The 12,995-nt window shown below is 72.0% G+C and carries 11 protein-coding genes; 3 read left to right on the forward strand and 8 right to left on the reverse strand.

Going from position 1 to position 12,995, the window contains the following annotated elements; genetic code table 11:
• Positions 1-6 precede the first annotated feature (6 nt).
• The 4 genes from OU787_RS25410 to OU787_RS25425 form a co-directional block, all read right to left on the reverse strand.
• On the reverse strand, positions 7-1,596 hold the full coding sequence (locus tag OU787_RS25410; RefSeq protein ID WP_268660637.1) for a Mur ligase domain-containing protein: 1,590 nt from the start codon (positions 1,594-1,596) through the stop codon (positions 7-9).
• A 91-nt stretch (positions 1,597-1,687) separates the two neighbouring features.
• Positions 1,688-3,082, reverse strand: coding sequence for a glutamine synthetase family protein (locus OU787_RS25415; RefSeq protein ID WP_268660638.1), 1,395 nt, complete (start codon positions 3,080-3,082; stop codon positions 1,688-1,690).
• 8 nt (positions 3,083-3,090) lie between these two features.
• Positions 3,091-4,584 (reverse strand): amino acid permease, encoded by a 1,494-nt coding sequence (locus OU787_RS25420; RefSeq protein WP_030458525.1) that lies wholly within the window; start codon positions 4,582-4,584, stop codon positions 3,091-3,093.
• A 73-nt stretch (positions 4,585-4,657) separates the two neighbouring features.
• On the reverse strand, positions 4,658-5,638 hold the full coding sequence (locus OU787_RS25425; RefSeq protein WP_268660639.1) for a hypothetical protein: 981 nt from the start codon (positions 5,636-5,638) through the stop codon (positions 4,658-4,660).
• A gap of 360 nt (positions 5,639-5,998) precedes the next feature.
• Between OU787_RS25425 and OU787_RS25430 the strand changes: the two genes are divergently transcribed.
• A complete protein-coding gene (locus OU787_RS25430) occupies positions 5,999-7,324 on the forward strand; it encodes a DNA-binding protein (protein WP_268660640.1) in 1,326 nt (441 codons plus the stop codon).
• A 60-nt stretch (positions 7,325-7,384) separates the two neighbouring features.
• Here OU787_RS25430 and OU787_RS25435 read toward each other — a convergent pair whose 3' ends face one another.
• The 3 genes from OU787_RS25435 to OU787_RS25445 form a co-directional block, all read right to left on the reverse strand.
• A complete protein-coding gene (locus OU787_RS25435; RefSeq protein WP_268660641.1) occupies positions 7,385-8,422 on the reverse strand; it encodes an NAD-dependent epimerase/dehydratase family protein in 1,038 nt (345 codons plus the stop codon).
• A 98-nt stretch (positions 8,423-8,520) separates the two neighbouring features.
• Positions 8,521-9,234: an SDR family NAD(P)-dependent oxidoreductase gene (locus OU787_RS25440; RefSeq protein ID WP_268660642.1), complete on the reverse strand. Its 714-nt coding sequence runs from the start codon at positions 9,232-9,234 to the stop codon at positions 8,521-8,523.
• Positions 9,231-10,583 (reverse strand): tetratricopeptide repeat protein, encoded by a 1,353-nt coding sequence (locus OU787_RS25445; RefSeq protein ID WP_268660643.1) that lies wholly within the window; start codon positions 10,581-10,583, stop codon positions 9,231-9,233. Before OU787_RS25445 ends, OU787_RS25440 begins: the two co-directional genes overlap by 4 nt.
• A 357-nt stretch (positions 10,584-10,940) precedes the next feature.
• Here OU787_RS25445 and OU787_RS25450 point away from each other — a divergent pair, with 357 nt between their 5' ends.
• Positions 10,941-11,372 (forward strand): helix-turn-helix domain-containing protein, encoded by a 432-nt coding sequence (locus tag OU787_RS25450; protein ID WP_268660644.1) that lies wholly within the window; start codon positions 10,941-10,943, stop codon positions 11,370-11,372.
• The gene (locus OU787_RS25455) at positions 11,369-12,226 is read left to right on the forward strand and encodes a hypothetical protein (RefSeq protein WP_268660645.1); all 858 of its coding nucleotides are present in this window, start codon (positions 11,369-11,371) and stop codon (positions 12,224-12,226) included. The genes OU787_RS25450 and OU787_RS25455 overlap by 4 nt, the downstream gene beginning before the upstream one ends.
• Here the strand turns inward: OU787_RS25455 and OU787_RS25460 are convergent.
• Positions 12,214-12,993 (reverse strand): aldo/keto reductase, encoded by a 780-nt coding sequence (locus tag OU787_RS25460; protein WP_268660646.1) that lies wholly within the window; start codon positions 12,991-12,993, stop codon positions 12,214-12,216. The genes OU787_RS25455 and OU787_RS25460 overlap by 13 nt on opposite strands.
• Between the last annotated feature and the right edge of the window lie 2 nt (positions 12,994-12,995).

Here is a 12,995-nt window from a genome sequence, read left to right on the forward strand (position 1 = left end):
GCCGGGTCACAGCTGGCGCGGGACGGGCGCGGTGGGTGCGGCCAGGTGGAACAGCAGCCGCCGTCCCAGGCGGGCCGCCACCCCGTGGTCGGGGCCGATGAGCAGGACCAGGTCGCCGGGGGCGGCGAGGGCGGCGATCTGCTGCTCGAAACCGGGTTCGCGCGGTCCGCTGCGCAGGCGGCGGACCGCGCCCTTGCCGAGCTTCTCGCGCACGGCCCGCTCGATGGCCACCAGCGGGTCGGTGACGTCCAGGACCCGCGCCAGCGGGGTGTGGACGGGCAGCAGCAGCACGCTGCCCGCGCCTTCGAGTGCGCGGCCGATCTCGGTGCCGTGGGCGCGGGTGCGGGCCAGGCCGTCCGGTTCCAGGACGGCGACCACCGACCCGCCGGTGGCGGCGGCCGTCCGGACGGCGTCGGCGAGGTCGGCGGCGATCTCCTCGGGGTGGCGGGCGCGGGAGTCGACGACGCTGACGCCCTTCTCGATGCCGAGGGCGGCCAGGGAGCGCTCGACGCCGTGGAAGCCGGCCAGGCGCTCGGCGACGGCAGCCGGGTCCTCGCCCATGACCAGCGCGGTGGCGATGGCCGCGCACACGGCCAGGGCGCGGCTGCGGCCGGGCACCGGCAGCAGGTAGGTGTGGTCGTTGCCGCCGTAGCGGATGGTGACGCGGTGCGCGGTGCCGGTCCACTCGATCGGCATGACCCACACGTCCGCGCCCGGGTCGCGGCCGACGGTGTAGGCGAAGGGCGAGGGCAGGCCGCGCTCGGCGCGATCGGCCAGGCGGGCCTTCAGATTGACGGCACCCGTGTCCCACAGGGGCAGGACGACCCGCTCGGCGGCCGTGGCCAGCCGCTCGGCCGCGTCCAGGCCCGCCGGGTTGTCCTCGAAGTGGGGCTGGTTCGCCCCAGCGGTGAGGATCAGCGCGACGGCCGGCTCCGGCCGGTGGCGCACGAAGTGGGGCCGGGGACGGCCCTGCCAGCCGAAGGGCGGCGTCGCCTCGTGCGTCCCGGCGTCCGGGCAGAAGTCCACCACCAGCCGCCCCGTGCCCGGCGACGCGGCGGCCCTGCCCGCCCGGCCGCCCCGGGGAGCGGCGGTGAGGATGAAACGGGCGCTGTCGCCGAGCGCCACGGCCAGGGCGGCGGCGGCCGTCGCGGTGTTGTGGCTGCCGCCGACCGCCACCGTCCGCGCCCCGGCCGCGGCGGCGATCTCGGTCAGGGCTTCGGCGCGGCCCAGCACCGGCAGGCCCAGCTTCTGCGCCCGGTCCAGCTCGGGCTGCGGCTCGGCGACGACGCCCGACCACACCACGGCGCTGGCGCCGGTGGGCAGGTGAGCGGCGTCGTGGCCGACGTCCACGTGCACGCCCGCAGCTCTCAGCGCGGCCACCTCCGGGCTGTCCGCGAGCCGGTCGGGCACGGTGCCGGTGACCGTGGCGCCGCTGCCGGCCAGCCACAGGGCCAGGCCCTGCATGCCGGGCTCGGCCACGCCCACCAGGTGCGGCCGGGCCAGAAGGTCGGGCACGGCGCCGGGCCCGGCCGCCTCGGCTCCGGCAGCGGCGGGGGCGGGGGCGGTGGTAACGGCGGGGGCGGTGGTGGTGTTCACGAAGTCCTCCGACCAGCGGGAGAAGAGAGAGAAGGGGGGTTGGTACCGGGCGGCGGCGGGGAGCGGGGTCAGTCCCGCCGCCGCCCGGCGGTCATGCCTGGGCCAGGCCGCGTTCCACCTCGGCGTCGGTGACGCGGGCGGCGTGGTGGTCCAGGTCCATGCGGGCCACACGCGCCAGGTGTGCGACCACGGGTTCGCCAAGTAGCGCGCTGGCCAGCGGGCTCGCCTCGAACAGGCCGACCGCCTCCTCCAGGGACTGCGGCACCCGCGGCGCGTCGGGCAGCACGTAGGCATCGCCATCGGTGAGCGGCGGGGGCTTGAGCTGGGCGGTGATGCCGTGCCGGATGCCGGCGAGCGACGCCGCCAGGGTGAGCAGCGGGTTGGCGTCCGCGCCCGGCAGCCGCACCTCCAGGCGCAGGCTGGGGCCGTGGCCGACCACCCTGAGCGCGCACGTCCGGTTGTCACGGCCCCAGGCCAGCCGAGCCGGGGCGAAGGAGTGGTCGGCGAGACGCTTGTAGCTGTTGACGTACGGCGCCCACAGCGGGGCGAGCTGAGGCAGAGCGTCCAGCAGTCCGGCCGCCGCCGACCCGGCCAGTTCCGACAGTTCCGTGCCGTGCTCCGGGTCGGCGGCCAGCAGCGAGCGGCCCTCGCCGTCGTGCAGGGAGATGTGCAGGTGCATCCCCGAGCCGACCCCGGTGGAGGGCGCGGCCATGAACGAGGCCGTCAGCCCCTGCTCGTCCGCGACCGTCTTCGCGGCGTGCTTGAACAGCACGTGCTGCTCGCACGCCTCCCCGGCCGGCCCGTAGGGGAAGGTGACCTCGACCTGGCCGGGCGCTCCCTCGCCCTTGACGGCCTCGACCGGCAGACCGGCCGCCGCGAGGACCTGCCGCAGGCGGCGTCCGAACTCCCGCACCACGGACGGCTGGTCGAGCGCGTAGTCGCGGTTGCCCCCGGCCGCGGGACGCAGGCGGCGCCACCCGGACGCCTGCGCGTCGCGGACGGTGCCCTCGTAGAGGACGAACTCCGTCTCGATGCCGACCTGGGGCGTGACGCCGAGGTCGGCCAGCAGGCGCAGCTCCCGCTCCAGCACCGTCTCCGGTGCCAGCGGGTGCGGGGCACCGCAGCTTACCGGGCGGGCGAGGACCAGCGCGGTGGCCGGCAGCCACGGCAGCACCCGGACCCGCTGCACGTCGGGCAGCACCTCGACGTCGCCGAACCCGGACTGCCAGGAGAACGGGCCGCTCGCCGCCGGGACCATGTCCACATCGGTGCCCAGCAGGTAGCCGCACACCTCCAGGAGCGCCCCGGGTTTCAGCCGCTCCGCCAGCCCGGCCGCGTCGTACTCCTTGCCCTTGAGCCTGCCCTGCTGGTCGATGACCGCCACCAGCACGGTGTCCAGGCCGAACGCTTCGGCCAGCTGCTCCAGCGGCCCGACCGGCTGGGTTGGCGCGGCAGCAGGGACGGCGGAGGAGCGGGGGGTCCGCATCGTCGTCCTCATACGATCTCGGCCGCGATCTTGGTCATGGTGGGGTCGGACACCACCGGCACGTTGAACTTGTCACCCGCTGCCTTCCACCACCCCCACGCCAGCGCGAGCACGGCCAACCCCGCGATCGGCGCGTAGTTGAAGGTGTCGACGGTCACCGGGGCGCGCTGCGGCAGGCACACCAGCACCGTCAGCACCGCCACCCACACCACCGCCGCGATCCCCACCGGTCGGCTCCACCGGCCCAGAGTCCACGGGCCGGGGGTGAACTTCTCCGGATACCGCAGCTTCAGGAAGACGGGGATGATGTAACTCGGCGTCATGCCGATCACGTTGATGGCGGTCACGGCCCCGTATGCGGTGGCCGACCACAGCGAGGGCAGCGCCAGGACGAACGCCACCGCCACCGCCAGCCACACCGCGGCGACCGGAGTGCCGGCGGCGGAGACCCGGCGCCACGTTGCTGAGCCCGGCAGCGCACCGTCGCGCGAGAAGGAGTAGATCATCCGGCTCGCGGCGGTGGTCTCCGCGCTGCCGCAGAACAACTGCGCGCCGATGACGACCAGCAGCAGCGCCTTCGCACCGCCCGTGCCGAGCGCGTCGAGGAAGATCTGCGCGGGCGGCAGGGCGGCGCCGGCCGTCCCGGCGTAGTCCTGCACCGCGAACAGCAGGCCGCCCAGCAGCACGAGGCCAGCCAGCAGCGACACCCAGATCGAGCGGACGATGCCGCGGGGCGCGGTCACCCGGGCGTCCGTGGTCTCCTCGCTCATGTGCGCGGAGGCGTCGTAGCCGCAGAAGGTGTAGCCGCCCAGCAGCAGACCGATGGCGCTCGCGTAGATCGGGCTGGACCAGCCGGTGCCGTTCTCGAAATGGGTGAACACCCAGGACGCGGACTGGTGGTGGGAGGGGACGACGGCCAGCACGCCGACGATCAGCGCGACCCCGAGCAGGTGCCACCACACCGAGATCGAGTTGAGGACGCTGACGACCCGGACGCCGAAGACGTTCAGCAGGGCGTGCAGCAGCAGGACGCCCGCGAAGATCGCAAGGATCGTGCCCGGCGTCGGCACGAGCCCCCACTGGAGCCCGCAGAAGGCGGCGATGAAGGACGCGGCCCCGTAGTCGATGCCCGCGATTCCGCCGAGCAGCCCGAGCAGGTTCAGATGGCCGGTCAGCCAGCCCCACCGGGGCCCGCCGAGCTGCCTGGACATGTAGAAGAGAGCGCCGGAGGTGGGGTAGGCGCTGGTGACCTCCGCCAACGCCATGCCGACCAGCAGCACGGCCAGGCCGACCGCCGCCCAGCCCCACATCATCACGGCCGGCCCGCCGCTCACCAGGCCGAGGCCGAACAGCGTCATGCAGCCGCTGAGCACCGAGATGACCGAGAAGCTGACGGCGAAGTTCCCGAAACCGCCCATCCGGCGGGTCAGTTCGGGCTCGTAGCCGAGGGAGAGGAGATAGTCGTCCTCGGCCTGGGGTGCGGCATGGCGGGATCTGGGCATGGCGAAACCTCCGCAGAAGAAAAGGGGAGTTGGGCCCGGCTCGGTGCCGGGTGAAGAAGTGGCAGGTGGTTGGTCAGCCGGTGGCGGCGTACGACTGGGCCATCGCCTGCCGCAGCAGGTCGTCCGCCCGGTCCGTGGCCATGGTCACCCAGGGTTCCGGGGCGACGAACGGGTTCATCGCGGTGAACACCTCGGCCGCCTCCCGCGGTCGGCGGCTCGCCCACAGCGCGTGGGCGAGGTGGCTCTCGTCCACCACCGGCCACCGGGCACCCTGCTCGAACGCGGCCCGCCAGTGCGAGAACGCGGCCAGCACCGCGGCGCGGACGCGCTCGTCGTTCGTCCACTGCAGCAGCGCGGCGTCCTTGCGCTCCGCACGGCGGTAGCGGTCGACGTACAGGTACAGCGGGAGCGCGTGGAGGGGAGAGCCCTCCGGCGCGCTGGGCAGATAGGCGGCCAGGAACTCGGCGCCCACCCCGCCCTCCCCCCGGGCCGCCCAGAAGCGCAGCATCCGGTGGAACGCCTCGCGGCACCACGGATCGATACGGCGGACCTGCCCGAGCAGCGCCCACGGCCCCATGGGCAGCATCTGGTCAGGTGCCGCAACCCGGTGCTCCGGCCGCACCTGCTGGGGATCCAGCTGGGCCAGGGTGAGCAGCCCCAGCCACGGAACGACGTCGCCGTCGAGGACCGATGCCGCCCGCCAGCACCACTTCCGTGCCGTCTCTTCCAGCGCCGCGGCATCGCGCGAGCCCGGCTGCTGCTGTCCGACCTGCACAGCGCGGTCCACCACGACACGGGCGCACAGCGCGGTCAGCCCGAAGGCCCGGGGCTCCTCACCCTCCCAACGGCGAAGGACATCGGTCGGCCCGGCCGCCACCCCCAGCGCCTGGGTCCGCGACGCCCACAGGCCCGGATCGCCCCAGGTTCGGTAGAGCAGGGCCCGAGTCGAGAGCCACTGCCCCCGCCGCAGATCCTCGACCGCCGCCCGCAGATCGCCGTCGTGGCCGGCCGGGTGCTGTACGAGCTGAGCGGCACCGACGGTGGGCGCTGCCATGACCTGTTCCCCCTTCACGGTCTGTCTGCTCCAGTTGCCCGCAGTCCCGCGTACCGAAGGTGCGGGTAGAGCGGCCGACGGATAGTCGGACAACCCGCCCGCTGAGCAGGCTGGTGGACTGCCTAAATCACTTCGCGCACTGCGGTTCGGTGATCGGCGACCTACTGTCCCGCCTTGGGAAGGCCAACGCCATAGCATCCGGGTGTCATCTGACGGCCCGTGAGACATCGAGGTGTCATCGAGGTGTCATCTCGCCAGTTCGCCTACTCCAGAGCCCCTTGGTCGGGTATTGCTAGAACCGGGCTCTCCGCGCGCAAGCGGCGGCCGGGCCGAGTCGAGAGCACGGGCGGAGGCTGCGGCATGACAGACAGGACGCTACTGGAAGCCCTGATCCGGAACGAGGGCTGGGAATTCTCCGATTTCAGCAGGGAATTACGGAAAGCCGGGGAAGAAATTGCGCACACCCTCGGGGATCCCAGATTCCATGATGTAGAAATGTCGGAGAAGACTTTTCGGCGCTGGATCGCCGGAGATGTGGCCAAGCCCAGCTCTGTTTTCTCCCAAACGCTCCAGCACATGTTCGACAGGAAGATCGCCGATCTTCTGGCCCCTCCCTCCGAGAGGGGCCAGGCGGCGATATCCCAGCAAGACCTTGAAAGAGAAATCGCGATGACTGCACGCGAAGCATCTGACCACGCCGCTTCCGTTGCGTCCGTCTTCCTCTCCGAGCTGTCCATCGACCAGGTCGAAGAAGACGTCCGCCGACTCGCCCGCACCTACAACCACCGCTCACCGTTCGAGGTCTTCCGCGAAGGCCGACAACTCCGAACGGACGCCGAAACCCTGTTGGACCGCACCCACATCCCCGCACAAAGACAGCAGCTGCTGATCGCGATCGGGCAGACGACCGCGCTGCTGGCCATGGCGGCGTTCGGTCTCGGCGCTGTCAGCGAGGCCAACCGGCTGGCCCGTTCCGCCGGCATGTACGCGGAAGCCACTCGGTTCACCCCGCTGGCCGCTTTCGCGGCCGGATCGCTCGGCATCTTCGCCTACTGGGAAGGGCGCCCAAGCGAGGCGATCCGCTTCATCCGCCATGCGAAGTCCTTCTCCGGCGTCGGCACGGCCGGCCAGGCGCGCATCGCCGCGATCGAGGCCAGGGCCTACGGGCACCTCGGCGACCGGCCGAGGGCAGCAGCCGCGGTCGAACGCTTCCTCGACGCGGACGCCGTCGAACACGACGACCTCCACGACGGCGTGGCCGGAGAGTTCCTCCACAGCCCTGACCGGCTCGTCCGCTCCCACGGCACAACGTTCGTCCTGCTGCGCGACGGCGCCCGGGCGCTGGAGCACACCCGGCGAGTACTGGAGATGCAGGCCGAACTGCCCGCCGCGCAGAGGTCGCCCCGGATCGACGCCGAGGCACGGGCGGATCTCGCCGCGGCGCTGCTCCTCAACGGCGAGGTGGAGGAAGCCGCCGAAGTCCTCAAGCCCATCGCGGCCATCGCACCCGACCGGCGGACCAAGGGCCTGGTCGAGCGGGTCGTTCACGTGGGCAGGCTGCTGACCACCGAACCCGTCCGCACCTCCCCCGTCGCCGCTGCCCTTCAAGAGGGGCTGGAGGAGTACACCCGGGTTGCCGCACCGAAGCAACTCGACTACATGGCAGGCCGATTGGCTATCGAGTAAGGCGGCGAAGCGCTGACAGGGCAGGGCGGCTCTGCTGAGGGCCGCCCTGTCCCGCGCCGATCAGTGGGGGGACTCGGCGACCGCCAAGATCGCTCGTTCGCGGTCGGCCTGGATGCCGATAGCGGCTGCCCGCGGGTGTGCGACCGGCATGTTCCCGGCCCGGAGCCATTCCCAGGTGTCCCGCACCGTCTCCTCCAGCGGACGGCAGACGAAACCGGCCGCGTACGCCGGTTCGGAGTCGACCAGCCAGACGCCCTTCCCCGTCCGCCACAGGGGCACCTCTGTCCACTGGCGGACGCCCTGCTCCAACAGCACTTCATCCGGCACCCAACGCAGGACGCCGTGGTTCCCCGTCGCCGCGAGGCAAGCCCCCAGGAAACTGCCCATTGTGTCCCGGCCTATCGGCGCGGTGGCGTTGTAGACACCTCCGCCCGGTCGGGCGGCGAGGTCGACGGCGAAGCGTGCGACATCGCGGACGTCGACCGGCTGGATGCCCTTGTCCGCGGACCCCGGCGCCAGAATCTGCCCGCCGCGCTCCGCACGCCGCAGCCACCACGGGAGCCTGCCGACGTACTCGTTGGGGCCGAGGATCACACCGGGGCGAATCAGCCAGGACCGCTCCGCACCAAACGTCTCGGTCACTGCCCGCTCGCCGCCGGCCTTCTGCCTTCCGTAATGCAAGTTGGGCCCTCGCCAGCCCTCGGGATTCCTCCCGTACTCGCTATCGGCGTCGGCAGGGCCGTCCAGCAGCGGATCGCCCACCTTGAGCGGGTGTTCCGGCCATCCGGCGTACACCGACACCGTCGAGACGTAGACGTAGCGGGCGGCAGCGTCCTCCAACGCTCTCGTGCCCGCGAGCACCACCTTGGGCGGCTGGTACGCGGCAGACGTATCGATCACCGCGTCCCACGGCCCTTGCCCGGCCAGCCGGGCCAAGTCCTCGGTCGACGTCCGATCACCGATCACCTGCCGAACGCCGGGAAAAGGCCCACCGGACCGTCCCCGGTTGAACGTCGTCACGGCCCAGCCGCGGCCCACCGCCTCCTCGACGACGGCCTTGCCCAGAAACCAGCTGCCGCCGACCACCAAGATATCCATGCCCGGCATCCTCCCGAGAGCGGATACCGGTCGGCCACCCTGGAGCGGTCGGCAGCTGCCACCAGGCCAGTCCTGGCGGTACGAAAGGTACGGCAGCCTTACCAGGCAAGAGGCTTACGCTCGTAGAACAGGCCGCCGCTGGGGCCGTCGTCCGGGAGAGTGGCGAGCCAGAGAGGTGTGTCGGCGGCGTCTTCGGGAGTGCGGTCGGTCTGGCCGTAGGCCATGCGGGTCGCCATCTGCCCGGGAGAGGCGGCGTTGACAAGGATGCCCGTGCCGTCGAGCTCGGCGGCGAGGATCTGGGTGAGCGCGTTGAGGCCCGCTTTGGAGATGCGGTAACTCACGTTCCCGGTACCCATGTTGCTCTGCGAACCGAGGTGGCTGGTGATGTTGACGATGCGGCCGTAGTTGTTCTTCCGCATCTCCTGGGTCGCGGCGGCGGCGAGGCGCCAGGCACCGAGGAGGTTGGTGTCCAAGGTGGCCCGGACACGTTCGAAATCCGGTGCGGCGGCGGCCTGGCCGCGGTCGACGGCGATGCCCGCGTTGTTGACCAGCACGTCCAGGCGACCGAGCGAGGCAGCGACATCGGCGATGCATCTGGCAACGCTGGCCGGATCGGTGACGTCCAGTTCGTGAGAGTGGACGAACAGCCCTTTGCGGCCGAGGGCTTCCTCCGCGTCGCGGCCGGCGAGGCGGTCGCGCACGCCCAGGACTACCTGCGTGCCCTGTTCGGCGAGGCGGGTGGCGATGGCGAGGCCGAGCCCGCGGTTCCCGCCGGAGATGAGCGCGACGCGCGGGGTGGAGTGTGTGGTCATGCGGACAGTGTGGCGAGCAGTTGGTCGAGGCGCTGAACTTTCGGATGCCTCGTGGGCAGCGGCAGTTCGGCTCGGGCTGCGGCAGCACGGGCCGCGTTCCGCTGGGAGGGGGCGGCGGTGATCATCGGGATGGCGGCTTCCAGGAGGTGGATGGCGTGGTCGGCGTCGCCGAGGGCTGTGTGGGTTCGGGCGTTCTGGACGGTGTAGGTGGCCAGGTCGCGGTGCTTGGCGGCGGGCATGAGGGCCAGCGCGGTGGCGTAGTGGTGTTGGGCGAGTTGCGGGCGGCCGAGGTCGGCGTGGCAGGTGGCGGTCTGGGCGTGGAACTCGGCCGGGTCGAAGTAGCCGGTCCAGGCGGGATCGTCGTGGCCGGTGTCGGCCCGGGCCATCTGGGTCTCGGCGGTGGCAAGGAGGCGGTCGCACTCGGCGCGGTTGTGGCAGGCCGCTGCCGCCCGGGCCTGCCGCAGCAGCAGCATGGCCAGGGTGCGGGGGGTGACCTCGCCAGCGCCGTCGACGGCGGCGGCGGCGAGCGCGAGGGAGTCGGCGAAGAGGCCGTGGTCGTAGCACTGGAGGCTGAGCGACTTGATGATGTTGGCGCCCAGCGCGCGGTCGCCGGCGGCGTGCGCGGCGCGCAGGCCGCTGGTCCAGTACCGCTGGGCGGAGGTGTGGAGTCCGGCGTCGAAGGATGACCACCCGGCGAGGCGGGCGAGTTCAGCGCTCAGCAATAGCATCCGCTGGCCGACGCGGTCGCTGTAGGACGCCTCCTTGAGGATGCCGGTGACCATCTCGAGTTCGGCGTGCAGGAGGTGGCGGGCACGGGGGCCGCCGAGTGCGGCCTCCATCCGCCGCAGCCGAGGCAGCCCTGCTTCCAGCTCTTCGACCAGAGGCAGGTCGATCCGGCCTCCGGCGAGGGCGGCAGCCACCGGTCCGACTCCCTCGGCCAGCCACTGCCCGGCGAGCAGCACCAGCGCCTGGCCGCCGAGTTTCATGAATCCGCGCCGATCCGGCATCGCGCGTTCCAAGGTGTCGTCCAACGCCTTGAGCACCCCGGCCGTGGACCAGGGGAAGTCGGCATGGATCGGACCCCCGTCGGGCAGCCAGCCGGGCCAGCCGAGCCGGGACACCTCTCCCAGCGGGACGTCGAGTTCGGTGGCAAGGGCGGCCTGGCTCTCCGCGTCCGGTTCGGTCCCCCAGTGCTCCCATTTCCACACCTTGCGCCGGTCGGCCGACCCGTTCGTGGCTCTGGCGACGATGTCGGCGACGTCCTGATGGGTCCAGTGGTGCTCATACCGGACAACGGCGAGGGGATGGAGCAGCCGCACCTCTCGGCGCGAAGCGGTACCGCGTCCCATTCACGCCCCCGATCGTGGTCGACAGAAAGTATTCGGGCCGACACTTTGTGCTGATGTTACGCATGGGGGAGCTGGTACTGGAAGACGACAAGAAGACGACAAGCCGCCTCTGTCCGAGGGCAGTTGGACTCGGGTTAGCTGGCGCATCCCGGGGTACGCAGCTCGGCCGTGTGGTCGCCGAGTGCTTGGGAAGTGCAGGCAGGGCGCGGACGGCAGTCCGTTGCGGATGCGGCTGCCTTGCGCGCGGGGAGCTGAACGCCGGCCGAGGAGGCGGAGACGATGGCACGGTCGTGCGAGCGCTGCGGTTGCGCGCTCAGCCGGTACAACCGTAGAAGCAGCGTGTGCGGCCCCTGCGCCGTGAAGCTCTCTGAGTCGCCGTCCGTTCCTGCCGCGGTCTGGCGTGACGAGGCGGTGCGCGGCTTCCTCGTCGAGTTCGACTTCGGGAGGTTGAGTAGCCGGCTGCGTGAACTCGCCGGGCTCCGTCAGGACGAGCTTGCGGAGATCACCGGGCTGACGCAGGGCTTCCTCTCTCGGCTGGAGAGCGGGAGGGCGCGGTTGACGCACATCGACCGGATCGTCCAGTACTTGGACGCGGTCGGCGCCCCGCCGGACCTGGTCCGGCTCCCCCTGCGCGGTGCGGGAGCGCTGCCACCGTCGGAGAGTCACGGTTGCGGGTCCGTGGAGCAGATCCGGAAACCCGGTCGCCTGGTTCCAGTAGAAGCAGCTGATAGGGCGTCGGATTTCCAGGCGCTCTCTGTTCCCGGTGGCCTGCTACGGTCGCGGGCATGACGCTTGCTGCCGCAGACGGCCACTCGGTGGACCTTCGGAAGGAACCCGTCGACCAGCTCCTGGAGTTGGTCGAGCAGCGGCTCGGTACGGCCCTGGACAGGAGCACGGTCGTCCGCAAGCGCCGGACGGTCGGAGCCCGAAGCGGCCGCTCGACCTGGGTGCGGGTGGAGCGCCGGCCGTGGAGCCGGGCCGTGGTGCAGGGCTGGGCCGGCACCGAGGCCGCAGCCGTGCTGACCGACGTCGCCATGCCGCGCTGGGCCGGATCGGTCGTGTGGATGGAGCCGGGCGGCGAGGCGCTGTGGCGGGCGGACGAAACCTCCCTCCTGCCCTCCCCTCCGGTGGGCACGGCAGTCCTGGCGTCGGCTCCCGATCTTCCCGAAGGCTGGTGGGCCGCGCTGAACGCCACACTTGCCTCGCTCGCGGCACAGCCCACGACCCGGGTGGCGACGCCGGACACCGAGGCGATCACCCAGCGGCACGTCGACGAGGTCATCCAGGCCGCCTTCCCTGCCGCGGTGGACACGGGCGTGACCTGCTGGCGGGCGGCGCACGCGGACCTGAACTGGGCCAACGTCACCAGCCCCGAGTTCTGCCTGTTCGACTGGGAGGACTGGGGGTTGGCGCCGCGGGGCCTGGACTCGGCGTCGCTGCTGGCCGCATCTCTCGCCGTCCCGGCGTTCGCCGACCGCGTCCGGTACGAGCGGCGGGCGGACCTGGAGAGCCGGGACGGCAAGGTGATGCGGCTGTTCGTGCTGGCGAAGATCGCCGGCCCACACGCCCACCCGGACGACCCCCGGGTCGAACCCGCCAGGGCCGAGGCACAGCAGCTGATCCGCGACCTTCAACGGGAGTGAGCAGCCCGATCGATAAGTAACTCCCGGTATCGCCCGATGAGTTGGCGGTCGACTGCGAGCCCGGTGGCGTCGACCAGCTCGCGCAGGTGGTCGGGCCGGTCGGTTCCCACCGCGACCGACCCGACCCCGGGGACCTCGAAGGCGACCCGGAACGCCGCCTGCACCGCACTCGCCCCGGCCGACCCCCTGGCCAGGAAGATCCGGGGGTCGCTCCTGCCCCAGGGAGCGTTGGCGAGATCACCTCCGAAGGGGCTCATGCCCCAGCGCTGTTCAGGCCGGATACCCCACTGTGCGGCGAGGGACTCGGCGGCGGCGAGGACCTCGTGGCCGACGAGCAGCCCCGCCCGCACCAGCAGCACCTTGGGAACGCAGGGCAGTTGCCCCCCGAGCGCCGCCAGGACGCGCGGGTTCCACGAGGCGATCCCCCAGGTGCCGCAACCGCCGGCCCTGGCGGCCTCGGCGAGCACCTCGCAGGCCGCGGTCAACTGCTCCCGGCCCTGCTCGCCGACAGCGAGCGACGCCTCGGGGTTGTGCAGGAGCACGACGTCCGGCTCACGGCCGAGGTCCCGCGCACACTGCCCGAGCGCCCTCTTCAGCTCCTCCGGGGCGAGGCTGTGCCGGGCACCGCCCGTTGCAGGGAAGTAGCCGACCTTGGTGGAGATCGTGAACCGGGCCAGCAGGTCCCTGCCGAGGCCGGCGAGCGTGGCGTGGGAGGTGAATCCCCGGTAGTTGAACGCGGTGTCCAGGGCGGTGACCCCGCAGTCCAACG

The sequence above is a fragment of the Kitasatospora sp. YST-16 genome, assembly GCF_026802215.1.
Lineage (GTDB): Bacteria > Actinomycetota > Actinomycetes > Streptomycetales > Streptomycetaceae > Kitasatospora > Kitasatospora cineracea.